Genomic DNA, 22,373 nt, shown 5'->3' with positions numbered 1-22,373 from the left:
GACCTCTCTTGTATGGGTCCGGGAGTGCCCCCCGAGCAATTTCATAGTAAACGTGTCGGAATAATGGGTAAAGAGATGAACGAACGCCTACGGCGGAGCGGCGGAACCCAGGGAATGGGACAGAGCCCCGCCGGACCGGCTTGACCTGAAGAGCCGGCCTGCCGGGCTTACCGGAGATCAGGGCCTGTGGCGGATGCGGTTCTCAGTGCGATTCCGCGGCGGTCTCGTGAAGACGCGTGGTCGTCTCTTCCGGTGACAGCCCGGTGTATTTTCCGGCGAAGGCCAGGATGTCCACGATCAGAGCGCGTTCTTTGCTCGCGGGAAAGGCGGCGTGGGCGGTGTCGGGTTCCCGGCGCATGAGGATCGGCCGATCACTGCTGGTGGCATGTTGGAGGGCCGCGCACATTTTGGTGACGTGGGCCTCGCCGGTCTGCAGATCGGTTACCGCGCCGGTGAAGAGGAAGGCCGGATAGGAGGCTCCGGACGCGACGTTGTGGTACGGGGAGTATGCGAGCAGCCACTGGAGTTGTTCGGATTCCGACGCTGTACCGAATTCGTCCGTCCACGTGCATCCCAGACCGAAGTGTTCGTAGCGCACCATGTCGCATAGCGGGGCTTCGGCGATGACCGCGGCGTACAGGTCGGGTCGCTGGGTGGCGGCGGCGGTGACCAGTAGTCCGCCGGCGGACTGGCCGAAGATCGCCAGTTGGTCGCGGGTGGTTCGGCCGGTGTCGATGAGCCAGGTCGCGGCGTCGTTGAAATCGCTGACCGCGCGGTGTTTGTGTGGTCCGCGGCCGGCGTCGTGCCAATGTTGGCCTTCTTCGCCGCCTCCGCGTACACAGGCGACCGCGTAGGTGCCTCCGGCGCCGACCCACGCGGCCGCCAGGGGGAAGAACCACGGGCGCATCGGCATGCCGAAGCTGCCGTAGCCGTACAGGAGGGTGGGGCGGGGGCCCTGATGGTCTTCAGCCGGGGTGAACAGGAACAACGTGATCTCGGTGCCGTCGCCGGCTTCATAGCGAACGCTGTGGCTGCGGATTTCTGGAGTGTGTCCGGCCGTTGTGGCGCCGGCTTCTTGCTCCGTCTTCCCGCTGGCGGCGTCGTAGCGATAGACGGTGGGGGGCGTGGTCGCGTCGCAGTAGCTGAACCATGCGTGACGTCCGTGCGGGATGTTCGTCCGCAGGGACGACACGACGCCCGCGCCGGGAAGGGGCAGAGCGGTGAGCAACCGGCCGTCGGCCAGGTCGTGCAGCGTCAGGGTGGAGGCGCCGTGGCGGGTGCGTGCCACCAGCAGGAGGGGCCGCGGAAGCGACGGGTCGTCAAGGACCAGACACTCGTCCAGCGGCGCCTGGGGATCTTCGGCTACCAGCGTGCGCCAGGCAGCCGGGTCGCTGTCGCGCCGGTGCGCCGTGCAGACGCGGCCGCACGGAGCCTGGTAATCGGTGACCAGCAGCAGATCGCCGTCCGCGAGGAAGCGCGGGAGAACACGAGCGCCCAGGGTACGGCCGTCCACGATCTTGACGAAATCCGGGGCTTCCGGATCGATGAGCTCGGCCACGTGCACATCGTTGTCCGAGGCGGGCCCGACCGTCGCGGTGACCGCCAGGTAGCGGCCGTCGGCGCTGACCGTGAGCCCGTAATAGTGGTCTGGGGCATCGTCACCGCCGAACACCACCGTGTCGGCCTGCCAGGGTGAACCGATCCGATGGAGCCTCACCCGCCGGTGCAGACGCATGTCGCCGGGGGCCGGTTCCTCATCGGGAACGCGGCTGACGTAGTAGAACGCGTCCCCTCCCGGGAGCCAGGCGAGTGAGGTGTTACGGGCGCGTGGCAACGGCCCGTCCACCACCTCGCCGGTCCGCACGTCCAGCACCAGGATGTCGCTGCCGGGCTGCTCGGCGACCTCCATCTGGACGGCCACGCGTTCGCCGTCGCGTGAGGGCCACCAGGCATACAGCCCGGTGTGTCCGGACGGATCGATCTCCACCGGATCGACCAGCACCCGCCTGTTCCCTTCGGCGTCGACGACGAGCAGACGGAGTTGCTCATCCCCACGGAGCTGCTCGGCGAGGAACATGACCGAGCCGCGCACGAGCGGGGGCTCCGACACACCGAACGATGACATTTGATCCACCGAGGACGCCCACGACTGCTTGTCACACCATCCGGCGCGATTCGTGTGGAAGAGACGATCCTGGGCCGCAGCCCAGTCCCGCACGGACGTGTCGTCGCCGTCTTCCAACCACCGATAGGGATCGGGAACCAGGAATCCGAACAGATCCTCCACCACATCGCCGCGCCGAGCGGCAGGGTAGAACAATCGCGCCACGAACTCCCCCAATGCGTCGCCCCGCCTGACACAGGTCGAGGTACTGCGGCCTGTTCGGACCGCAGTACCCCGGCTCACTCAGCTATGACTGACCGCGAAGAATGTCCGCCTGCCAGCCGCGCACGCCCCCGATGCGGGGAGCCGGACCGGAGTCGCGATACGGTAGGTGTCCATTCATGTCGGCCTCCCGAATGCGCCGATTCGCCCGAAATGGGCGATTACGATAGGACCTGTCCCCGCGCCCGCGATCGATAAACGGAGGCGTCGCTCTCGGACGGTGGGCGCCGATCCCCCGCATCACCGATATGCGGGAGCCAGAGAGCCGGTTGGCCATATCAACTGTTCTCCCGCAAAATTTCGCGCACAAAGAAGCACGCGTACTGGTATGCCATGTGCGCGATAGATATCGCGCAAAAAGTATTTCGAAGCATTTCGAGATGGATCTCCCGGACGAACCGCCCTCATACCGTCGGCTGCCCGACGGCGAAGACCTCGTAGTGGTTGACGGTGAGCTCCCGGTCGACCAGGAAGCGGTCGTCCTGGGGATAGAAGACGGCGCGCTCGGGATCGGGGCCGGCGAAGGCCCCGACCGCCTCCCAGGAATCCCACAGCGACGCCAGCAGGAACTCCACCCGGTCGCCGTCATCGCGGCGGGTGAAGGTGACGCCTCGGTTGCCCGGCGTCGAGGTGTAGCCCGGGTGGCCCGTCTCCATCAGGTAGGCCGCGTAGGCGTCGGCGTCCTCGGCCCGCGTCCAACCGCGCCAGGTCCTCATGATCACTGCGATCTCCCGCCATTGGTGACACCGGTAAAAGCATTATGACGGTGTCTTGGTGACGTGCAATCGCCGGACGGCCGGGGCGCGCTCCCAGGCCTCCCATGACGCCTCGTTCGCCGGTAGGACGATCAGCTGCCCAGGCGTGCTCGGCTCATACTCGGGCGCCATCCGGCCGGAGGGTCCTCACCGACCCGTCCGTCCACCGCCTCACGGAGCAGGTCGGCGTGCCCGGTGTGCCGGCCGTACTCCTCGATCAGGTCACAGACGAGCCGGCGCACGCTGGCGTGCTCGCCGTCGGACGAGGACACGTGGGCGAACCGGTCGAGCCCACCGTCGGCCAAGGCGGCGCCGAGTCGCGCGCGGGAGCGTTCGACGGCGCCGTCCCAGAGCGCGTAGAGCTGTTCGGGGGTGTCGTCGGCGGCGGAGACGAACTCCCAGTTGTCACTGCCATCGTGGATGGCGTCCCACGGCGCGCCGATCGGCTCCCCGCTCAGCTTGACGGTGAAGGTGTAGTCCTCCACTACGGCGAGATGTTTGAGCAGACCGCCGAGGGTCAGCGAGGAGGCGCCGACACGGGTCTGCAGGCCGGCCGCGTCGAGGCCGTCGGCCTTCCAGAGAAAGGTCGTGCGCAGGCGGTCGAGCGCCCCGACGAGGTGCTCGACTTCGGTGCCGGCAAGGGGCGGTTCCCACGGAGTGTCGCTGTTGGTCATGGCGACACCGTAGACAGCATTGCGGACGTTCCGCGTCCGGAAAGCGGGCGATCTTGTAAAACCTGGACGCCTCGACCAGCGTCACCCACGCGGCCTCGCTCACCGAAGCGAGCGGTAGACGGCGAGCCGCCCGGCGGCCGCCCCCGAGAGGCCGCCGGGCAGCGCGGACCGGCTCAGCTCTCCTGGTCGAGGAAGGCGAGAGTGACCGCCGCGAAGAGCGGTGACAGGAAGATGTCGTAGTGCGTGAGACCGGGCAGGATCGCCAGGGCGTGACCGCCTTTGGGCCGGGCCTCGCCCTGCCAGCCGCCGTCGCGCAGGCCGCCGTCGAGGAGTTTGAAGACCTCGACGTAGTGGCTCGGCGGCGCCATGTCGGCGTCGGCGGCGACCACGAGCGTCGGCACCTGCAGGCCGCGCACGTCTTCGGAGAGGTCGAAGTCCTGCGCCATCGCCTCGCCGATCTTGTCGAGCAGCCTCGGGAAGTGCTCGGGGTGGGGGGCCACCCGCTGGTAGAGCTCGTACATCGGGGTTTCCTTCATGAACTCGGCGGCCGCCCCGCTCACCTGGCCCTGCTGCTGGAGCATCTCCGGGTAGATCGCGTCGCGGCTGACGTGTGCCGACGCCGCGACCAGGCGGCCCACCTTCTCCGGGTGCCTGATCGCGACCTGGAGCGCCACCCCGCCGCCGAGGGAGTAGCCGACCACGGCCGGCTTCCGCAGGCCGAGGTGGTCGATGAGCGCGGCGACGTCGTCGGCCATCAGCCGGATGTCGAGCGGCCGGTCGACGTCGGCGGTCCGGCCGTGCCCCTGCAGGTCGACGAGGATGACCTGGTGGTGGTCGGCCAGGATGGGGATGATCGGCCCGAACATCTCACCCGAGCCGAGGCCGCCGTGCAACAGGACCATCGGGGATCCCGTTCCGTACGTCTCGTAGTACAGGTTGACTCCGTTGACGTCGGCGTACCGGCCCGAGCCGGCGGTCTCAGCGGTCCATTCCGTGGCGGTCATGATTGCTCCTTGTGTATGTCCCGTTCTGCTTGACGCGTCTGTAGACCGGGCGGCCCCCGGAAACTCATCGCCCGGGGCGGGGCGACTTTCTCCGCACGCTCGCGAGCCCACGTCATGAGCACCTGGTGCGGTTCGCCGGCATGGTGACAGGGGTGGACGACCCCCGACCCGATGTCGGGGAGGATGCCACTTCGCCCCCGAAAAAGTCGTAGTCGCCCGCTAGGTTCGTCAGAGTGGACGATGTGGCGACCAATGCACCGATCGAGTCGCGGCTGGAGGCGTACCGGCCTGAGCTGACCGGCTACTGCTACCGGATGCTGGGATCCGCCTTCGAGGCCGAAGACGCCGTGCAGGACACCTTGGTGCGCGCCTGGCGTGGTTTCGACCGGTTCGAAGGACGCTCAGCGCTGCGGTCCTGGCTGTACCGGATCGCGACGAACGTCTGCCTGGACATGCTCTCCAGCGCTCAACTCCGGGTCAGGCCCATGGACCTCGGTCCGGCCGGGTCCGGCCGGGCCACCGACCCGGGCGAGCCGCGCCCCGACCAGATCTGGGTGGGCCCGGTACCGGACGGCCGGGTGCTGCCTGAGGCCGCCGATCCGGCCGACGTGGTCGCCGAACGCGAGTCGATCCGGCTGGCGTTCGTCGCCGCGCTCCAGCACCTGCCGCCACGGCAGCGGGCCGTGCTGATCCTGCGGGAGGTGCTGGCGTGGTCAGCTCAGGAGGTGGCCGACCTGCTCGACACCTCGGTGCCCGGCGTCAACAGCGCCCTCCAACGGGCCCGGGCCACCATCGCCACCGCCGACACCGCCGCCGACGTCCACAAGCCTTTGGACGACGAGCAGAAGGCCCTGCTCACGCGTTATGTGAAAGCGTTCGAGGCCTACGACCTCGAGGCGCTGACGACGCTGCTGCATGACGACGCGACGCTGTCGATGCCGCCGTTGCCGCTGTGGCTGCGCGGCCACGACGACATCGCCGCGTGGATGGCCGGTACGGGCAGCGGCTGCCGCGGCTCGCGCCTGGTGCCAGTGGTGGCCAACGGCATGCCCGCGTTCGGGCAGTACCGGCTCAGCCTCAGCGGCTCCGGCCACGACCCGTGGGCGCTGATCGTGCTGGAGATCTCAGCGGGGCGAATCGCGGCCGTCAACAACTTCCTCGACACCCCCCGCCTCTTCCCGCTGTTCGGGCTGCCGGCCCACCTGACGTAGCGCGTCGGTCAATCCGAGCAGGCGCACAAGCTCGAGCAGGTGCGGGCCGGCGCCGGTGACCACCAAACTCCAGCCATGCCGCCGCGCGGTCAAGCGCAACCGGGCCAGCGCCTCGACCGTCACCACGTCGGGATGGACCACGCCGGCCACGTCGCAGATCACGACATCGCCCGCGCGACCGCGCACCAACTCGGCGAGCTCGGCGCACAGGACAGGGATGTTCGAACGCGTGACCGTCGCGCCGAGGGCGAAGGAGGTCGCGGAGGCCGCCATGTGGATAGGACCGCCGGCATCGCGGAAACTCATCGCCTCAGCGCCGACGAGTTTCGCACCGCGGGGCGGTTCGACCGGTGTGATCTTTCAGGCGGACTCTGCGCATGTCAGCGCTCTCTGCGGCTTGGACTCAGCGGCGAAGGGCGGTCTCCCGCTCCATGTGCGACAGTTTCGCGGGATTGCGCACCGCGTAGAGCCCGGTGATGAGGCCGTCGTCGATGCGCACCGCCATGACGGTGTCGACCTGGCCGTTGAGCCGGAGAATCAGCGCCGGGTGGCCATTGACCTGTGCCGGCTGCAGCGACGCCGCGGCGAACCTGCTCAGCCCGGCGGCCAGGGGGGCCACCCTGGCGGCCCCCACGATGGGCGCCGGCGCGGCCTGCACGGCTCCGCCGCCGTCGCCCAGGAAGACGACGTCCGGCGCGAGCAGGTCGAGCAGGCGTTGCAGATCGCCGGTTTCGACCGCCCGGTGGAAAGCCTTGAGCGCGTCGCGGGTCTCGGCCGGAGAAACGAGCCCGCGGGGTCGGCGCGCGGCGACGTGCGCCCGTGCCCGGTGGGCGATCTGACGGACCGCTGCCGGGCTCTTGTCGACGGCTTGCGCGATCTCGTCGTACTCCAGGTCGAACACCTCGCGCAGCACGAACACCGCCCGCTCGGTCGGCGCGAGCGTCTCCAGCACCAGCAGCATCGCCATCGAGACGCTGTCGGCCAACTCGACGTCCTCGGCGACATCGGGCGCGGTCAGCAGCGGCTCGGGCAGCCAGGGACCGACGTAGGACTCCTTGCGCCGGCGAAGCGTACGCAGCCGGGTCAGCGCCTGCCGGGTGGTGATCCGGACCAGATAGGCACGCTGATCCCGCACTGCATCGAGATCGACGCCCGTCCACCGCAGCCAGGTCTCCTGCAGGACGTCTTCGGCGTCGGCGGCCGAGCCGAGCATCTCGTAGGCCACGGTGAACAGCAGGTTCCGGTGGGCGACGAACGCCTCGGTGGCCTCGATGGCGGAGTCCGTGTGGCCGTCACCGGCGAGCGGCCCGGCCGCGTCCGTTGTTCCCTCGCCCATAGCCGGCTCCTGCCTGTCGCCACTCGACTGTGCCACACGCACAAGACGCCGGTCCCCGCCGCTTTGTGACACCCCCGATCAGTGGCGCACGTCACATTGCCGCGGTGTCACAGGGATCGAGGCATCGGCATCTCTTGGTCGTCAGACGCCGCGCGGACGATCCGCGCGGCACGCCGCTCCACGAGTGAGGACGAAGCCATGGAACCCCGTTTCAACCTGGTCACCAACGAGATCGGCGCCAAGATCGGCAAGCGGTTCGCCAACGTCAGTCTGATGATCCAGCAGTCACCACTGCCCAAGGCCACTCAGGAACTGGTGATGCTGCGCGCCAGCCAGATCAACGGCTGCGGATTCTGCGTCGACTTCCACACCAAGGAGGCCGCGGCCGGCGGCGAAAGTGCCGTCCGGCTCCACCTGGTCGCCGCCTGGCGCGAGTCCACCGTGTTCACCGAGGCCGAGCAGGCCGCACTGGCGCTCGCCGAGGAGGGCACCCGACTCGCCGACGCGTACCACGGCGTGTCCGACGAGACCTGGGCCCAGGTGCGCAAGCACTACGACGACGATCAGATCGCCGCGCTCGTCTACCTGGTCGCCATGATCAACGCGGCCAACCGGCTCGGCGTGATCGTGCGCAACCAGGGAGGTTCCTACGAGCCCGGCATGTTCGCCGGCCTGACCAGCTGATCGGCAGGAGAATCGCGGCCCGGCCCGGGATCGTTCGATCCGGGCCGGGCCCGCGCATGTCCGGGCTGTCCGTCCGTCCTCCGGCAGGCCCGTCTGCCACGCTTCTACGCCTGGCCGCACCCGGGGATCGCGTTGATCAGGCCACGCTGGTCTTCAGCGTGGCAGCGGCCGCGGACAGCAGGGCCCGTAGCCGGGCGTGCGGAAAATGATCCGTACCGGCTGCCGGTTCCACGCGGGTGCTGTAGAAGTCCGCCTCGTGGTCGTCCTCCTGACGGGCCCACAGGTTGCCGGCCTGGTCGCGCTGCCAGACCACGTTCTGACCCCGGAAGTCCGCACGTTCGAGCCAGTCGGCGCCACACGGCCAGTAGCCGTCCCACTGTTGCGGGCGTAGCGAGGCGTACGCCGCGTCTACGGCGGCGAGGGCGCCGTCCACGTCGTCGTCCTCGAAGACTGCGGCGAACCGGCAGAGCAGCGCCAGTGGCGCCCCGGGGTGCCGGAACTGTGGGTCGAGGGCCGCGACCGCCCGGCAGATCAGGTCGAGTTCGACCCAGCGCAGCGCGTATGGATGCCAGTGCGCCAGGTCGTCCCAGCCCAACTCCGCGGTGTCGGCCGAGTCCGGGGCGGCGATCCCCAGACTGTAGGAGTCGACCTGGCTGTCGACAGTCAGCAGTAGGCGGTGGCCGCCGCCGACGTCGAACTCCACATCGAGCGCCGTATCGTCCGGATTCTGGTCTTCTTCGTCGTCGAGGTCATCGCCGAGCAGTTCTTCGAGGTCGCCGAGCCGATCGGCTCCGGGGCCGTCCTCGTGGGCGAAGGTGTACCGCGCCCAGAACACCGGACTATGCAATGACTCGCGCAAGGGGAATGGAACGGCCATCCCGCGATGATCGCCTGCCGGTACCGCCACGATCAAATCAGGTGGTGCCGGATATCCGGCACCACGTCGCCACGTACGGAACTCGCGGCCGACAGGTCTTCACAGGCTCGAGTCCCCTGTCCGCCACGTTTCCGCGGGCTTTGCATCCCGATGATCGTTTCTGGTCACGGCGCTAGGGAAGACCGGCGGCGCAGCGTGCCGTACGCAGGAAGGTGCGGCGGCTGGCCTCACTGTCGTCGAGGTAGCTTCCTACGAGGACCGCGTCGCGCAGCATCACGAGCGTGTCGGCCTTGATGGCGGAGTCCTCCCGACCGGCGGCCGTCAAGTACTCCTCGAGGACCGCGCGGAACCATACGCGGTGCCGACTGACCACCTGGCGGACGGGGTTTGCCGGATCGGGGAATTCGGCGGTCGCGTTGATGAACGGACAGCCCCGCGTGTGATGCCGCCACGCGTCCTCGGCGATGCCCTCGATCACGAGTTCAAGCATGTGGTCGGGCGAGACCGCCCGGTCGGCGGCGGCCTCGAGGTGATGGCGTATCAAGGCGTCTTCCCGCTCGAGGTAGGCGACGACAAGGGCCTCCTTACCGGCGAAGTGGCGGTAGAGCGTGGCGCGCGTCACGCCTGCCTGCTGCAAAATGCGATCGACGCCGACGGCGTTGATGCCCTCGAGATAGAACAGTCGGCTCGCGGTCTCCAACAGGTGTTGTCGCGGCCCCGACGCCGGCGACTCGCGGCTGCTCTTCATCGTCCCAGCATAACACCAGGACCGATCGTTCTTTCTCTCTCGCTGTGCCGAGGCTCACCTTCGTTTGACTTTACGTCTTCGTGCTGCTTCGCTTCTTCTCGTAAAAGAACGATCGTTCTTTCTCTCTCGGTTGCTCCACGAGCGACCTCCCCCGAACGGAGCACGACATGAACATCCGTCAACGTACGTGGGGACGGCGAGCCGTCGCCGTCGGCGCCGCTGCCCTCGCTCTCGGCGTCACACCCGCTGCGATCGCGTCCGCCGCACCCTCGACGACACACGCGTCCTCGTCCGCCGCCATCGCGGGTTCGACGGCCGAGCACACCGGCCACGCCAAGCCGACCATCGTCCTGGTCCATGGGGCATGGGCGGATGCGTCGAGTTTCGCGCCGGTGACGGCTCGGCTCCAGCACGATGGCTACAACGTGCTCAACGCCCCGAACCCGCTGCGCGGACTCGCGTCGGACGCGGACTCCGTGGCCGCCTTCGTCGACCAGGCGACCTCGGGACCGGTCGTGCTGGTCGGGCACTCCTACGGCGGTGCTGTGATCACCAACTCCGCCCTCCGGACGCCGCGGGTGAAGGCGCTCGTCTACATCGACGCCTTCGCGCCCGACGCGGGAGAGTCGGCGGTGGATCTCGCGTCCGCGAAGCCGGGCTCGGCCCTCGCCGGGCCGATCGAGTCGGTCTTCGACGCCGTCCAGGACCCGTCCAGCCCGCAGGGTGACCCCGACCTCTATGTCAAGCGCGCCCTGTTCGCCGAGGCCTTCGCCGGTCGCCTTCCCAACAGCGTCGGCCGGATGCTCGCAGCATCGGAGGCGCCGATCGCGGCCGGTGCGGTTCAGGAGAAGTCCGGACAGCCGGCGTGGAAGACGCTGCCCAGCTGGTTCTTGATCGGCACCGCCGACCAGGTGATCCCCGCCGCCGAGCAGCAGGCCATGGCGACACGCGCGCACGGGAAGGTGGAAACGGTCAGGGCCGGTCACCTGTCGATGCTCGAGACCCCCGCGGCTGTCACGACGATCATCGAGCGTGCCGCCGCGTCGGTGCGGTAACGGGAGTCGAGATGGCTGGGCACGTCGTTTTCATCCACGGATTGTGGATCCACTCCGCCGCATGGGAACCATGGCTGGATCTCTTCTCCTCTGCGGGCTACCAGGCCGCGGCACCCGGGTGGCCCGGGGACGGCGACACGGTGGCGCAGACGCGGGAAGCACCCGAGCGTGTGGCCGGCTTCGGCGTTCAGGACCTGACGAACCACTACGCGGAGTACATCGCGGGGCTGCCGGAATCGCCGGTGGTCGTGGGGCACTCGTTCGGCGGGCTCATCGCGCAGAAGCTGCTGGCGGCGGGGCTTGCCAGGAGTGCCGTCGCGATCGACCCCGCGCCGGTCAAAGGTGTCCGAGCGCTGCCGTTCGCCCAGATCCGCTCGGGTTTCCCGGTTCTCCGCAGTAAGAAGAACGCCGGACGATCGGTGATGCTCACGCATCGCCAGTTCCGGTACGGGTTCGGGAACGCCATCAGTCAGGCCGAGTCCGACCGTCTCTACGAACGGTGGGCGATCCCCGGGCCGGGACGGCCCATATTCGAGCTGACGGCCGCGAAGAAGGACCCGGCGTCACCGGCGCTCGTCGATCTCGACGACAGCGATCGCGGGCCGCTCCTGATCCTCGGCGGGCTGCGCGACCATACGGTCCCGGAGATCGTCGCACGTCAGGCCGCAGCTCTTTACAAGCCGGGAACCAACACCGAATATCGGCCCGTTCCCGGGCGTGGGCACTCACTCGTGTTCGACAGGGGCTGGCGGGAGGTGGCGGAAACGGTCCTCGAGTGGGTGCGCCGGCAGGACCGTGCACAGCTGAGGTGAAGTGCCGCATGCCCCGGCGATCCGTCCCCCGATCGCCGGGCATGCGGCCTGGTCGACGACGCCCGGGAGCTGACAGGCGCGGGCGACTGCGGGCACAGGAACTGAGCCTCACTCCAGTCCGGACAGGTCGAGCTGGGCGATGCGCTCGGGATCGGCCAGGATGTTGATCTCGACGATCTTGCCGCCGCGGACGGTGGGACTGAACACCGTGACCGGTCGCCCACCGGGCATCGCGACCAGCCCGGCCGCGCCGTTGATGACGACGGGGCGGACGAATGGAGCACCCTCGGAGAACAGCAGCGCCTGCTTGGCCACCACCGCCGCGCCGCGCATCAGCCCGGACGGTCCCGCCCCGCCGAAATCCACCCGCAGCACGACGTCCGGGTCGAGGACGGCGACCAGTGCCTCGAAGTCGCCGGCGTGCGCCGCCGTCAAGAATGCGTCGATCACCTCACGCTGCGCGGGCAGGCCGGCGTCCGGCAGCGCGGCGCCCCGCACGCGGCGACGCGCCCGGCTGGCCAGTTGGGTGGCGGTCGCCGGAGAACGCCCGACGATCGGGGCGATCTCGTCGAAGGGCACGCCGAACATGTCGTGCAGCACGAACGCCAGTCGCTCGGCCGGGGTCAACGTCTCCAGCACGACGAGCAGCGCCAGCCCCACCGAGTCGGCGAGCACCGCCTCCTCCTCCGGATCCGGGTCGGCGGACGCCACGATCGGATCCGGCACGTGCGTGTCGAGCGGCTCCTCGCGCCGGGACTTACGGGAGCGCAGCATGTCCAGGCAGACCCGGCTGACCACGGTGGTCAGCCAGCCGCTCAGGTTCGCCAACTGGCCGGTGTCGGAACGGGCCAGCCGCAGCCACGCCTCCTGGACGGCGTCATCCGCCTCGGTCAGCGAACCCAGCATCCGGTAGGCCACCGCACGCAGGTGATCGCGATGCGCCTCGAACCGCTCGGCAAGGAAGTCGTGCTCATCCACTGTCAGGTTCCTCCGTCGTCATCCGTCATAACGATGACGAACCAAATCCAACCGATATGACAGGGAGAGCGATTATGCAGGCACGGATGACGAACCCGGCCGTTCTCATTCCCGCGGCGATGAAGGGTCTCTACGCCTACGGCACCGCCGCGGACGACCTCGGCGTGCCGGCCACCACGCTGGCCATGACTCACCTGCGGGCGAGCCAGATCAACGGCTGCAGCGTGTGCGTGGAGATCCATGCGAACGAGCTCAAGAAGGCAGGCGAGACCGACGAGCGGATCTTCGCGGTGGCCGCCTGGCAGGACGCGCCCTACTTCACAGAGGCGGAGCGGGCCGCGCTGGCGCTCACCGAGGCGGTCACCCGGATCGCCGACCGCTCGGACGCGGTGTCCGACGAGATCTGGGCCGAGGCCGGCCGGCACTACGACGAGCAGGGGCTGGCCGCGCTGCTCATCGCGATCTCCGCGGTGAACGTGTGGAACCGGCTCAACGTGGCCACCCGCCAGGTGGCCGGCGAGTGGAAGCCCTGAGCTTGGCGACGGCGGCGCGGCCACCCCGGTGACCGCGCCGCTTCGGCGACGCCTCCCGATGCCGTCCGGGCGAGACCGCTCGTGAAAAGCTCAGGCCGTACCGTGCGGCAGGCGGTCGACCGTCCACGCTGACGCCCGCAGCCATGGAGTGAGCGCCACGTCCGTCGCCCGGCGGACGGCCGCCTGCACCGCGGCCGGGTCTCCGAGCTTGTCGGGGTCGTCGAGCAGCACCTGCAGCGCGCCCGTGACCGCGCCGACGAACGCTCCGGTCAGCGCCGCCGCGCTCACCTCGTCGAGCCGGCCGGGGAACGCCGCGGCCAGATGCCTGGCGATTTCACGCTGCGCGTCGAGCTGGATCTGCAGCATGCGCCCGCGTACCGCCGGCACGGTCCGCACCAACCGCAGCCGCAGCGCGGCGAGCCGGCTCGCCATGTCGTCGTTGTCGTCGCCGACCTCGTGTAGCGCCCGCAGGAGCACCTCGGCGGGTCCGTCGTCTGGACCGCGCGACCCGATGGCCTCGATCGCCGCCTGCACCCGCGCATCGCTCTCCGGGAACAGCAACTCCTCCTTGCTGGCGAAGTAGCTGAAGAACGTGCGCGTGCCGATGTCGGCCGCGGCGGCGATGTCGGCGATGGTCGTCTCGTCGTAGCCGTTGCGCTCGAACAGCTCAGTCGCGGCATCGACGAGGGTCTGGCGGGTGCGGGCCCGCTTACGGTCACGAAGAGACACGTGACCGAGCATACGGCACTCGACGCAGATAAGCATCCAACGCTAGTCAGCACTCATTGCAAATCTGCATTGAGTGCGGTTATGGTGTGGCCATGTCTCCTCGTAGCGTGCTGATCTCCGGCGGCGGCGTCGCCGGCCCCACCCTGTCCTACTGGTTGTCCCGCCACGGGTTCCAGCCCACCGTCGTGGAGCGGTCGCAGGGCCTGCGCTCCAGCGGCAACCCTGTCGACGTTCGCGGCCCCGCCCTGCCCGTGGCCGAAGAAATGGGCATCATGCCCCGCCTGCGCGATGTCGCCACCCAGGCGACCACGATGAGCGTCGTCAACGCCTCCGGACGGCAGATCGCCCGCGTGCCCATGCCCGCCACCCGCAGCGCCACCGGCACCCGGGAGGTCGAACTCCCGCGCGGCGACCTGGCCGCCACCCTCTATGAGGCCGCCCGGGACGACGCCGAGTTCCTGTTCGACGACACGATCGTCACGCTGCGGCAGGACGAGCACGGCGTCGACGTCACGTTCGACCGCGCCGCACCGCGCCGCTTCGACCTGGTCGTCGGCGCCGACGGGCTCCACTCCACGGTACGGCGACTGGCGTTCGGCCCGGAGCCCGACTTCGTGCGGCACATGGGCGTCTACGTCGCGACCATGCCCCTCGGCGGCCCGGTCGATCATCCGCACGACGTGCTCATGTACAACACCCCTGGCAGGCTGGTCTCCATCCACCCGTCACGGGACCACGCCCTGGCCGCCTTCATCTTCCGCGGCCCGGCGATCAGCGACTTCGACTACCGCGACACCGAGCAGCACAAGCAAATCGTCACCGAGGCGTATGCGAGCGCCGGCTGGCGAGTGCCGGAACTGCTCGAGCGACTCCAGAAGACCGAGGATCTGTACTTCGACTCAGTCAGCCAGGTGCGCCTGCCCACCTGGGCGAAGGGCCGCATCGCGCTGCTCGGCGACGCGGCGTCGTGTGTGTCGCTGTTCGGCGACGGCTCCAGCCTCGCCATCGCCGGCGCCCACGCCCTCGCCAAGGCGCTCGCCGCGGAAACGGCCGACCACGCGGGGGCGTTCCGCCGCTATGAGACCGAGCACCGCACCCTGGTCGACCCGAAGCAGCGCAACATCGGCCGGGCCGCAGGGCTGCTCATCCCCAAGACACGGCTCGGCATCGCCGCCCGCAACCTCGCCGCGCGGGTCTGGCTCAGCCGTCGGTGACACCCCGGGCCGCGCCTGGCTTCGCCCTGCTCCGCCCGGCGCATCCTGCTCGCTGGATCAGCGCCCGGGGTCGGGGTCGGGGGTGGTCAGGGGCAGGCGGTGCGGCGGCGGGTGCGGAAGCCTTCGCTCCGTGGGGATGGTGATGCCGTCGAGGGCCAGTTCGAGGTACCGGCGCCATGCCTGCGGCTCAGCGATGAGGAGAGGCGCCGCCGTGTGGTGGATGCCGCCCAGCAGCAGGACGACATCGGTGCCGGTGACGTCCGGGCGGACGATGTCCTGTCGGCGGGCGCGGGCGGTGAGGGCTTCCGCGACATCGCAAAGGCGATCGATCGCGTCACGCACCTCCGGGTGCTGCAAGGACGGGCGTCCGATGACCTCGCAGAACGCGCGATCCGTGACGAGGCTCTGCACCCCGGCGGCCATGAACTCTCGCAGCGCCGAACCGGGATCGTCGGCCGTGAGCAGCGCGGTGCCGGTGTCCACGAGTTCGTCGAGCATGCCGAGCATGATCGCCGCCAGTAGCTCCTCCTTGGAGGAGAAGTGGCGGAAGACCGTGCCCTTCCCCACCCCGGCACGTTGCGCGATCTCACCGATGGACACCTCGACGCCGCGCTCGGCGAACGTTTTGGCCGCGGCGTCCAACAGCAGTCGACGGTTGCGCACCGCGTCACTGCGCGACGGGACGGCGGACGTCGTTCCAGTCATGTGCCTCCCTTCCGCTCATCAGCCTAGTCCCTAAGATGACCGAGCGGTCCGGTTCGGTGCTACGCTAATGTGACCAGCCGGTCCGCTTAGACCATTCCCCATGGTCAGCGGGCTAGGGAACCTGTGAGCCCCCATGGAGGGAAGCATATGAGCAGCACGTTGGATGGACGGGTCGTCCTCGTCACGGGTGCGTCGTCGGGCATCGGAGAGGCCACCGCGTTGGCCCTCTCTGCGGAGGGGGCCCGGGTCGCGGTCGGGGCCCGGCGGGCCGACCGGTTGGCGTCTTTGGCGCGCAAGGCGCCCGGTGAGGTGCTGGCCCTCGAACTGGACGTGACCGACCAGGAGTCGGTGCGGGCCGCGGTCGCCGCGACCGTCGAGCACTTCGGCGGCCTGGACATCCTGGTGAACAGCGCGGGGGTGATGCTCGCCGGTCCGATCGCGGGTGCGGACACCGCGGAATGGACGCGCATGGTCGAGACCAACCTGCTCGGGTCGATGTACACGGTCCACGCGGCGTTGCCGTACCTGCTGGAGCGCAGGGGCGCGGTCGTACAGGTCTCCTCGACCTCGGGGCGGACCGCGTCGGCCGGCAACGGCGTCTACGCCGCGACGAAGTTCGGCGTCACCGCCTTCTCCGAAGCATTGCGGCAGGAGGTCACCGCTCAGGGCGTGCGGGTCGTGGTCATCGAACCCGGCTTCGTCGCCACCGAACTGGCCGACCACATCACCGACCCTGCGATGCAGGCCGCCGCCAAGAACATCGGCGCCTCCATGCGCACCCTGCAGCCGGAGGACATCGCCGATGCCGTCGTGTACGCGGTCACCCAGCCGGAGCACGTCGCGGTCAACGAGATCCTCATCCGCCCGACCGACCAGACCCGCTAGGGAAACGGCACCGGCGCAGGCACACATCGAGCCCGCGAATGCCTCCGGAGACGGTGGACGGGCTTCGGGTGATCAGCTCTGCCGTTGAACTCTGGCGGTCGCGGCGGCGTACTCGTCGGCGGTCATGCCGAGGTGAGGGTGTTGCCGGTGGAGGTCATACTGGTCGTCAGCCCACTGCTGGTAGTCCCGCCGGACGGTGCCTTCGTCGGAGTCGATGACGCCGGCGATGGAGGCCCAGGTGACCCCGGCCAGCAGCGCGTGGTGAATGTTGGCGGGATGGCGGACGGTGCGCGCGATGCACTCCGCGAGCGCCAGCAACTCGACGTGCTCCGCCACGGTGAGCGGAGGCCGGTCCTCGGCTCCATGCCGGGCGGGGTCGTAGATCCCACGGGCCACCAGCTCGACCCGGGCGCGAGCTGACGCGTCCTGGGCGGCCAACTTGTCGTAGCGCTCCAACTGTTGGGCGACGGGCATGTCGTAGCGAGCGTCGCGCCAGGTCGTGATGTGCTCAGGCGTGGTCATGACGGCTTCTCCAGGGCGGGGACGGCTTACCACCCTAGCGATCGCCCCAGCCCCGCAGACACCCCGGAGGACGCACGCACTGGACGCCGCCGGCACAGTGAGCACGTGCGCGGGATAAGTGGCCGCCATCGTGTCTTCACCCCTGACGATCGTCATGGATCGGACGCACGACAAGAGCGCCCCGAGCGATGATCGCTCGGGGCGCTCAGGCTGTTCAGGGACTGTGGTCAGGGGCAGGGTCGCCTTTATGAGCCCATCACGGCGCGGAGCGCCTCAAGGCGGTGTCGGTACTCGTCATCGTCGATCTTTCCGGCGGTGAACCTCTGGAAGAGGGCCTCCTCGGGAGTCCTCGACCTCCAGGCGCGAGCCTTCGCATGGAGTGCGGCCCCGGCGCCGCCGATGACGGCCACCCAGAACAGGACCGTGATGAGGAGGAAGAGGAACTCCTCCTGGCTGAATGTGATGCCGTACAGGTCCATCTGGCTCCCTCCGATCAACGCATCTCTCCGATGCCGTGTACTCATGGTCGAGCACGCGGCTCAGGGGGCGCCAGGGTGCGATTCGCCTGGGTGTGGCATTGCCACCCTTAGAGGTGGCGGCGCCGGAAGCCGCCACGCCAGACGTCACGGAGGGACGGCCGGATCCCGCTTCCAGGCTCCGTCGCGCTGTTTGCATTGTTTTGACCATTGGGTTCCTACTGTGTCTGCCATGCGCAATCCCCTGGGCGAGTTCCTTCGCGCTCGACGCCACCTCACGACGATTGAGCAGGTGGGTCTCCCGCGCGTCGACGATCGCCGACGGACGCCTGGATTACGCCGCGACGAGGTCGCCATGCTGGCCGGCCTGAGCATCGACTACTACACCCGGCTTGAGCAAGGAAGGGAACGCCACCCCTCGGCTCAGGTGCTCAACGCCCTGGCTCAGGTCCTCCAACTCAGCCCCGAGGCCACCGAATACCTTCACGAACTCGCCCACCCCCGGGCATGCAGGCGCGGGCCGATCGATCAGGTCAACCCGACCGTGGCGCATCTCGCGAAAGATTTGCACCATTGGGTGGTTTTCACGACAAATCGCTGCATGGACGTGCCGTTCAGGAATCCGCTGGCCGCGGCCCTCCACGGAGGGCTGAAGTACAGCGACAACCTGGTACGGCTGGTCTTCCTCGATCCCGCGTCACGCGAGTTCTACCTTGACTGGGAACGAGAGGCCCGATTCAGGGTCGCCCACGTTCGAGCCGCGGCGGGAGCCGAATGCGACGACCGGCGCGTGCTCGCGCTCGTCGATGAGCTCTCACTCATAAGCGAGGACTTCCGGCGAATATGGGACCGATATGACGTGCGGGTCAGAACAAATGAGTCGATTCGCTACCGACACCACAAAGTCGGTGAAATAACCCTTCTCTATGAGACATTCGCGATCAACAGTTCCCCCGGCCAGAATCTCGTGATCGGCCGTGCCGAGCCCGGCAGTCCATCCGAGCATGCTCTGAACCGGCTGAGGGCGCTCGTCGACGATCACGGCTGAACAACCGGGGCCGCGTTCGGACGGTCCGCCGACGACGCGGCGGCGTGATCCACCGGAGCGGTTCAGCGGCGAGAACCGGGGGCTAATTCGGCACTTTCCGCGGCCTTGACCTGCAGTTTCCTATTATCGGGGCATGGGAAGCCGTCTGGGTGAGTTCCTCCGCGCTCGGCGCCGACTCACGACCATCGATCAGGTAGGGCTCCGGCATGCGGGCGATCGCCGCATGACGCCGGGCTTACGTCGCGAAGAGGTGGCGATGTTGGCCGGTGTCAGCTGCGACTACTACGTGCGTCTTGAGCAGGGCCGGGAGCGTAATCCGTCCGATCAAGTCCTCGACGCCCTGGCGCGGGTTCTGCAACTGGGCACCGAGGCCACTCAGCACCTCCACGACCTCGCACACACGACATGTGATCGCGGGCGTGCTCGGCACATGGATCGGGTTCATCCGGACGTATTGCAACTCCTGGACAACTGCGACGGCCCGGCGTTCGTCATGAATCACCTTCTGGACGTTCTGGCCCAGAATCCGCTGATCGATGCTTTCCACGAAAACTTGCTGCACAACGACAACATCATCCGATTGACCTTCCTGGAACCCAGGATCCGCGAGTTGTGGGTGAACTGGGAAGATCAGGCCAGATCCAGAGTCGCCCATCTGCGCGCGGCAGCGGGAGCCGATCCCAGCCCGGCGCTGCTCGAACTGGTCGAGGAACTCTCGCGTGAAAGCGAGGACTTTCGTCGAATGTGGGCCAACCACGACGTATGGACGGACACGAACAACGCCATACACCTGTACCACCGGGATGTCGGAAGCCTGAGCCTGCATTACCAGACGTTCACCGTCGACAGCGCTCCCAGCCAGAAACTCGTCGTATTCCAGGCCGAGCCGGGCAGCCCGTCCGAACAGGCCCTTGCCCGGCTGGGCGCAAACCGTGAGCGTTGTCGCTTGGCGACGTAGCGAGGCTGACCTCTCTTCCCCCGCCCTGTGCGCGGCAGGGCGGGGGAAGAGATTGGACGGGCGGGGCGTGCGGTGTGAGCATCGTCCTCGTGACACCGCACGCCCTCGTGGGACGGGACGCCGAGCTGCGTGACCTGATGGCGTTGTTGGACGGTTTGAAGGAGGGCGGGGGCGCGCTCGTGTTGAGCGGCGCGGCGGGTGTGGGCAAGTCGGCTTTGCTCGGAGTCGCCGCGGCCGAGGCCGCGGTCAGGGGTGTGCGTGTGCTGACCGCGACCGGTGTGGCCGCCGAGGCTCAGGTCCCGTACGAGGGTCTGCGCAGGCTGTTGGCGGGGGTCGGGTTCGGGCCGGGGGATCTTGAGGGTGAGCCGTTCCGCGCCGCGATGGCGGTGTTGCATCGGCTGTCGGCCCTGGCGGTCGACATGCCGGTGGTGGTCGTCGTCGAGGACGCGCACTGGCTGGACGAGCCGAGCTGGGAGGCGCTCGCGTTCGTCGGACGCCGGCTGCGTTCGGACGCAGTGGTGCTGCTGGCGACCCTGCGCGACGACGCCGACGCGCAGGCCAGGCTCGCCGCGTCAGGGCTGCCCACGCTGACGGTGCCGCCGCTGACCGACCAGGCGGCGGCGGAGCTGCTGGCGAGGGTCGCGCCCGACCTGGGCATCGCGCTGCGCGCCCGCGTGCTGGCGGAGGCGGCGGGCAACCCGCTCGCGCTGATGGAGTTCGCCGCGCTGGCGTCCCGGCAGGACCAGGAGTTGCTGGCCTCCAGCAGGCTGCCGTTGACGGAGCGGTTGGAGCGTGCGTTCGCTCAGGCGCTCGCGGTGTTGCCCGAGGAGACGAGGATTTTGGCGCTGGTCGCCGCCGTCAATGAGGACGACGCGATCGAGGAGAACACGCGGGCCGCGTCTTTGCTGGCGGGTGCGCCGATCGAAGGGGCCGCGCTGGTTCCCGCGATCCGGGCGGGGCTGGTCGTGGCCGATGCTGTGCGTGTCGGGTTCCGGCATCCGCTGATCAGGTCGGCGATCGTCCAGGCCGCCGGGGGCGACCGGTTACGCGACGCGCATGCCGCGCTGGCCGCTGTCCTGGCCGATGACGACGATCGCAGGATCTGGCACCGGGCGGCCGCCGCGACGTCCTACGACGACGACATCGCCGCCAGTCTCGCCGCCGCGGCGATGCGCGCCAACGCCAGGGGCGCGTCGGGGCTGGAGGCGCTGGAGCGCGCCGCCTACCTCAGCGCCGACCCGGCCCGCCGGGGCGCGCGACTGGTCGACGCCGCCATCATGGCCATGGATCTCGGTGACCGTGCCGCCCTGGAACGCCTCGTCGGCCGTGCGGAGGACGCCGACCTCGCTCCGATCGACCGGTCCAGGCTCGCCTACATCCGCGGCATCGCCCTGCATTACGTGTGGACCGGCGTGGACCGGCTGTCCGACCTCGCCGGGTTCCTCGACGAGATGCGCGCACGTGACGGCTCGGCGATCGCGCTGCGCTGGCTGGCCACCGTCAGCATGCGCTGGTTCTTCTCCAACCCCACGCAGGACGACCGCGCGCCCCTGCTCGCCGCGATCGAACGGCTGGACGTGCCCCCAGACCACCCGCAGATCGTCACGTCGCTCGCGCTGATCGCCCCGGTGGAGCGCGGCAGGCAGTCGCTCTCCCGGCTCGACGCGCTGAGCAGGGCGAGCTGGGTCAGCCCGCCCGACCTGCAACAGCTGGGCATGGCGGCGAACGCGGTCGGGGTGTTCCCGCTGGGCGCGCGGTTGTACGCGGAGGCGATCGCGGGGATGCGGGCGCGGGGGCCGTTCGGATTGCTCGCGCAGGCGTTGGTCGGGCAGGCGACGTTGGCGGCGCGCCTCGCCGACACCCGGCTCGGGATCGTCGCCGCCGCCGAGGCCAGGGCACTGGCCATGGAGACCAGACAGCCCCAGTGGATGCTCACCGTCGACGCGGTATCCGCCGAGATCCACGCACTGCGCGGCGACACCTCCACCGCACGCGACCTCGCCGCACAGGCCGAACGGGCGTTCCTGTCAGCGGGCGCGCACCCCATGCTGGCCCTCGTGCAACTCGCCCGCGGCGCCGCGGAACTGGCCGACGGAAGCTACGACGCGGCCTGGGACGCACTACGCCCGATCTTCGATCCCACCGAGATCAGCTACAACCAGTACATGCGCCTATGGGCGCTGCCGCACCTGGCGGAGGCGGCACTGCTCAGCGGACGCCAGGAGAAGTTGCGCGCCCTCGCCGACGAACTGGCCCCGATCATCGAGGAGAGCGGCTCGCCGATCGGGCACGTGGCACTCGCCTACGTCAAAGCCGTCACCGCACCCGACGAAACCGCTGAGGAACTGTTCACACGAGCGCTGCGCGACGACCTGGTCGGCTGGCCGTTCGAACGGGCGCGACTACGGCACGCATGGGGCGCATGGCTGCGCCGCCAACGCCGTCCCGCCGAAGCCAGAACCCCGCTACGCGCGGCGGCCGAGGCGTTCGACGCCCACGGCGCAGTGCCCTGGTCCGAACGCGCCCTACGCGAACTACGCGCGAGCGGCGAGCGGATCCGCCGCAAACACGACACCCGCGACCGCCTCACCGCCCAAGAACTCCAGATCGCCCAACTCGTCGCGGACGGCCTGACCAACCGCGACATCGGCCAGCGGCTGTTCGTCTCACCCCGCACGGTCAGCACCCACCTGTCGCGCATCTTCCCCAAGCTCGGCATCACCACCCGCGGCGAACTGAGCCGCCTCATGACCGCACGGGCGGGCGATTACATCATTTGACGT

23 protein-coding genes are annotated in these 22,373 nt (G+C 69.0%); 10 read left to right on the top strand and 13 right to left on the bottom strand.

The annotated features are described in order from the left end of the window. Positions 1 to 202: 202 nt before the first annotated feature. The 4 genes from Pmi06nite_RS29400 to Pmi06nite_RS29385 form a co-directional block, all read right to left on the bottom strand. Positions 203 to 2,329: a prolyl oligopeptidase family serine peptidase gene (locus Pmi06nite_RS29400; RefSeq protein WP_203956397.1), complete on the bottom strand. Its 2,127-nt coding sequence runs from the start codon at positions 2,327 to 2,329 to the stop codon at positions 203 to 205. 461 nt (positions 2,330 to 2,790) lie between these two features. Next, on the bottom strand, positions 2,791 to 3,102 hold the full coding sequence (locus Pmi06nite_RS29395) for a hypothetical protein (RefSeq protein WP_203956396.1): 312 nt from the start codon (positions 3,100 to 3,102) through the stop codon (positions 2,791 to 2,793). Positions 3,103 to 3,233: 131 nt separating this feature from the next. After that, positions 3,234 to 3,815 carry a mycothiol transferase gene (locus tag Pmi06nite_RS29390; RefSeq protein WP_203956395.1) on the bottom strand — a complete coding sequence of 194 codons (582 nt, stop codon included), beginning with the start codon at positions 3,813 to 3,815 and terminating at the stop codon, positions 3,234 to 3,236. A 173-nt stretch (positions 3,816 to 3,988) separates the two neighbouring features. Further along, complete coding sequence (locus Pmi06nite_RS29385; RefSeq protein ID WP_203956394.1) at positions 3,989 to 4,819, bottom strand: alpha/beta fold hydrolase; 831 nt, start codon at positions 4,817 to 4,819, stop codon at positions 3,989 to 3,991. Between the two features lie 233 nt (positions 4,820 to 5,052). Here Pmi06nite_RS29385 and Pmi06nite_RS29380 point away from each other — a divergent pair, with 233 nt between their 5' ends. Further along, on the top strand, positions 5,053 to 6,030 hold the full coding sequence (locus Pmi06nite_RS29380; RefSeq protein ID WP_239114277.1) for a sigma-70 family RNA polymerase sigma factor: 978 nt from the start codon (positions 5,053 to 5,055) through the stop codon (positions 6,028 to 6,030). Here Pmi06nite_RS29380 and Pmi06nite_RS29375 read toward each other — a convergent pair. Beyond that, positions 5,944 to 6,336 (bottom strand): STAS domain-containing protein, encoded by a 393-nt coding sequence (locus Pmi06nite_RS29375; protein ID WP_203956393.1) that lies wholly within the window; start codon positions 6,334 to 6,336, stop codon positions 5,944 to 5,946. The genes Pmi06nite_RS29380 and Pmi06nite_RS29375 overlap by 87 nt on opposite strands. Positions 6,337 to 6,433: 97 nt before the next feature. Continuing rightward, a complete protein-coding gene (locus Pmi06nite_RS29370; protein WP_203956392.1) occupies positions 6,434 to 7,366 on the bottom strand; it encodes an RNA polymerase sigma-70 factor in 933 nt (310 codons plus the stop codon). A 198-nt stretch (positions 7,367 to 7,564) separates the two neighbouring features. Between Pmi06nite_RS29370 and Pmi06nite_RS29365 the strand changes: the two genes are divergently transcribed. Further along, on the top strand, positions 7,565 to 8,050 hold the full coding sequence (locus tag Pmi06nite_RS29365; protein WP_203956391.1) for a carboxymuconolactone decarboxylase family protein: 486 nt from the start codon (positions 7,565 to 7,567) through the stop codon (positions 8,048 to 8,050). A 136-nt stretch (positions 8,051 to 8,186) separates the two neighbouring features. Here Pmi06nite_RS29365 and Pmi06nite_RS29360 read toward each other — a convergent pair whose 3' ends face one another. Beyond that, a complete protein-coding gene (locus tag Pmi06nite_RS29360) occupies positions 8,187 to 8,885 on the bottom strand; it encodes a hypothetical protein (protein ID WP_203956390.1) in 699 nt (232 codons plus the stop codon). A gap of 214 nt (positions 8,886 to 9,099) precedes the next feature. Then, the gene (locus Pmi06nite_RS29355; RefSeq protein ID WP_203956389.1) at positions 9,100 to 9,675 is read right to left on the bottom strand and encodes a TetR/AcrR family transcriptional regulator; all 576 of its coding nucleotides are present in this window, start codon (positions 9,673 to 9,675) and stop codon (positions 9,100 to 9,102) included. Between the two features lie 167 nt (positions 9,676 to 9,842). On the opposite strand from Pmi06nite_RS29355, the gene Pmi06nite_RS29350 reads away from it, so the two are divergent. Both Pmi06nite_RS29350 and Pmi06nite_RS29345 read left to right on the top strand, forming a co-directional pair. Beyond that, the gene (locus tag Pmi06nite_RS29350; protein ID WP_203956388.1) at positions 9,843 to 10,730 is read left to right on the top strand and encodes an alpha/beta fold hydrolase; all 888 of its coding nucleotides are present in this window, start codon (positions 9,843 to 9,845) and stop codon (positions 10,728 to 10,730) included. Positions 10,731 to 10,741: 11 nt separating this feature from the next. Beyond that, a complete protein-coding gene (locus Pmi06nite_RS29345) occupies positions 10,742 to 11,542 on the top strand; it encodes an alpha/beta hydrolase (protein WP_203956387.1) in 801 nt (266 codons plus the stop codon). 108 nt (positions 11,543 to 11,650) lie between these two features. Here Pmi06nite_RS29345 and Pmi06nite_RS29340 read toward each other — a convergent pair whose 3' ends face one another. Beyond that, the gene (locus Pmi06nite_RS29340; RefSeq protein WP_203956386.1) at positions 11,651 to 12,520 is read right to left on the bottom strand and encodes a sigma-70 family RNA polymerase sigma factor; all 870 of its coding nucleotides are present in this window, start codon (positions 12,518 to 12,520) and stop codon (positions 11,651 to 11,653) included. 86 nt (positions 12,521 to 12,606) lie between these two features. Between Pmi06nite_RS29340 and Pmi06nite_RS29335 the strand changes: the two genes are divergently transcribed. Further along, a complete protein-coding gene (locus Pmi06nite_RS29335; RefSeq protein ID WP_239114276.1) occupies positions 12,607 to 13,053 on the top strand; it encodes a carboxymuconolactone decarboxylase family protein in 447 nt (148 codons plus the stop codon). 90 nt (positions 13,054 to 13,143) lie between these two features. Here the strand turns inward: Pmi06nite_RS29335 and Pmi06nite_RS29330 are convergent, their stop codons facing one another. Continuing rightward, positions 13,144 to 13,782, bottom strand: coding sequence for a TetR/AcrR family transcriptional regulator (locus Pmi06nite_RS29330; RefSeq protein ID WP_239114275.1), 639 nt, complete (start codon positions 13,780 to 13,782; stop codon positions 13,144 to 13,146). 92 nt (positions 13,783 to 13,874) lie between these two features. On the opposite strand from Pmi06nite_RS29330, the gene Pmi06nite_RS29325 reads away from it, so the two are divergent. Then, a complete protein-coding gene (locus tag Pmi06nite_RS29325) occupies positions 13,875 to 14,996 on the top strand; it encodes an FAD-dependent monooxygenase (protein ID WP_203956383.1) in 1,122 nt (373 codons plus the stop codon). A gap of 57 nt (positions 14,997 to 15,053) precedes the next feature. Here the strand turns inward: Pmi06nite_RS29325 and Pmi06nite_RS29320 are convergent, their stop codons facing one another. Then, complete coding sequence (locus tag Pmi06nite_RS29320; protein ID WP_203956382.1) at positions 15,054 to 15,701, bottom strand: TetR/AcrR family transcriptional regulator; 648 nt, start codon at positions 15,699 to 15,701, stop codon at positions 15,054 to 15,056. Positions 15,702 to 15,848: 147 nt separating this feature from the next. Between Pmi06nite_RS29320 and Pmi06nite_RS29315 the strand changes: the two genes are divergently transcribed. Next, on the top strand, positions 15,849 to 16,586 hold the full coding sequence (locus Pmi06nite_RS29315; protein ID WP_203956381.1) for an SDR family NAD(P)-dependent oxidoreductase: 738 nt from the start codon (positions 15,849 to 15,851) through the stop codon (positions 16,584 to 16,586). A 72-nt stretch (positions 16,587 to 16,658) separates the two neighbouring features. Here Pmi06nite_RS29315 and Pmi06nite_RS29310 read toward each other — a convergent pair whose 3' ends face one another. After that, complete coding sequence (locus tag Pmi06nite_RS29310; protein WP_203956380.1) at positions 16,659 to 17,108, bottom strand: hypothetical protein; 450 nt, start codon at positions 17,106 to 17,108, stop codon at positions 16,659 to 16,661. Positions 17,109 to 17,353: 245 nt separating this feature from the next. After that, a complete protein-coding gene (locus tag Pmi06nite_RS29305; RefSeq protein WP_203956379.1) occupies positions 17,354 to 17,587 on the bottom strand; it encodes an SHOCT domain-containing protein in 234 nt (77 codons plus the stop codon). Positions 17,588 to 17,816: 229 nt separating this feature from the next. Between Pmi06nite_RS29305 and Pmi06nite_RS29300 the strand changes: the two genes are divergently transcribed. The 3 genes from Pmi06nite_RS29300 (at position 17,817) to Pmi06nite_RS29290 (ending at position 22,370) form a co-directional block, all read left to right on the top strand. Next, positions 17,817 to 18,632: a helix-turn-helix domain-containing protein gene (locus tag Pmi06nite_RS29300; RefSeq protein ID WP_203956378.1), complete on the top strand. Its 816-nt coding sequence runs from the start codon at positions 17,817 to 17,819 to the stop codon at positions 18,630 to 18,632. A 133-nt stretch (positions 18,633 to 18,765) separates the two neighbouring features. Then, complete coding sequence (locus tag Pmi06nite_RS29295) at positions 18,766 to 19,590, top strand: helix-turn-helix transcriptional regulator (protein ID WP_203956377.1); 825 nt, start codon at positions 18,766 to 18,768, stop codon at positions 19,588 to 19,590. 74 nt (positions 19,591 to 19,664) lie between these two features. Continuing rightward, positions 19,665 to 22,370 carry a helix-turn-helix transcriptional regulator gene (locus Pmi06nite_RS29290; protein WP_203956376.1) on the top strand — a complete coding sequence of 902 codons (2,706 nt, stop codon included), beginning with the start codon at positions 19,665 to 19,667 and terminating at the stop codon, positions 22,368 to 22,370. Positions 22,371 to 22,373: the final 3 nt, after the last annotated feature.

The sequence above is a fragment of the Planotetraspora mira genome, from assembly GCF_016863275.1.
In the GTDB taxonomy this organism is placed as follows: Bacteria; Actinomycetota; Actinomycetes; order Streptosporangiales; family Streptosporangiaceae; genus Planotetraspora; species Planotetraspora mira.
Note: the sequence above shows the minus strand (reverse complement) of the source record. Positions and strands in the feature narration are given on the sequence as shown.

What these genes read in the sequence shown, in the direction of transcription:
- Pmi06nite_RS29395 (WP_203956396.1), bottom strand. Translation starts at nt 3,102, where the DNA reads ATGAGGACCTGGCGCGGTTGGACGCGGGCCGAGGACGCCGACGCCTAC.
- Pmi06nite_RS29390 (WP_203956395.1), bottom strand. Translation starts at nt 3,815, where the DNA reads ATGACCAACAGCGACACTCCGTGGGAACCGCCCCTTGCCGGCACCGAA.
- Pmi06nite_RS29385 (WP_203956394.1), bottom strand. Translation starts at nt 4,819, where the DNA reads ATGACCGCCACGGAATGGACCGCTGAGACCGCCGGCTCGGGCCGGTAC.
- Pmi06nite_RS29375 (WP_203956393.1), bottom strand. Translation starts at nt 6,336, where the DNA reads ATGAGTTTCCGCGATGCCGGCGGTCCTATCCACATGGCGGCCTCCGCG.
- Pmi06nite_RS29370 (WP_203956392.1), bottom strand. Translation starts at nt 7,366, where the DNA reads ATGGGCGAGGGAACAACGGACGCGGCCGGGCCGCTCGCCGGTGACGGC.
- Pmi06nite_RS29365 (WP_203956391.1), top strand. Translation starts at nt 7,565, where the DNA reads ATGGAACCCCGTTTCAACCTGGTCACCAACGAGATCGGCGCCAAGATC.
- Pmi06nite_RS29355 (WP_203956389.1), bottom strand. Translation starts at nt 9,675, where the DNA reads ATGAAGAGCAGCCGCGAGTCGCCGGCGTCGGGGCCGCGACAACACCTG.
- Pmi06nite_RS29350 (WP_203956388.1), top strand. Translation starts at nt 9,843, where the DNA reads ATGAACATCCGTCAACGTACGTGGGGACGGCGAGCCGTCGCCGTCGGC.
- Pmi06nite_RS29345 (WP_203956387.1), top strand. Translation starts at nt 10,742, where the DNA reads ATGGCTGGGCACGTCGTTTTCATCCACGGATTGTGGATCCACTCCGCC.
- Pmi06nite_RS29335 (WP_239114276.1), top strand. Translation starts at nt 12,607, where the DNA reads ATGACGAACCCGGCCGTTCTCATTCCCGCGGCGATGAAGGGTCTCTAC.
- Pmi06nite_RS29325 (WP_203956383.1), top strand. Translation starts at nt 13,875, where the DNA reads ATGTCTCCTCGTAGCGTGCTGATCTCCGGCGGCGGCGTCGCCGGCCCC.
- Pmi06nite_RS29320 (WP_203956382.1), bottom strand. Translation starts at nt 15,701, where the DNA reads ATGACTGGAACGACGTCCGCCGTCCCGTCGCGCAGTGACGCGGTGCGC.
- Pmi06nite_RS29315 (WP_203956381.1), top strand. Translation starts at nt 15,849, where the DNA reads ATGAGCAGCACGTTGGATGGACGGGTCGTCCTCGTCACGGGTGCGTCG.
- Pmi06nite_RS29310 (WP_203956380.1), bottom strand. Translation starts at nt 17,108, where the DNA reads ATGACCACGCCTGAGCACATCACGACCTGGCGCGACGCTCGCTACGAC.
- Pmi06nite_RS29305 (WP_203956379.1), bottom strand. Translation starts at nt 17,587, where the DNA reads ATGGACCTGTACGGCATCACATTCAGCCAGGAGGAGTTCCTCTTCCTC.
- Pmi06nite_RS29300 (WP_203956378.1), top strand. Translation starts at nt 17,817, where the DNA reads ATGCGCAATCCCCTGGGCGAGTTCCTTCGCGCTCGACGCCACCTCACG.
- Pmi06nite_RS29295 (WP_203956377.1), top strand. Translation starts at nt 18,766, where the DNA reads ATGGGAAGCCGTCTGGGTGAGTTCCTCCGCGCTCGGCGCCGACTCACG.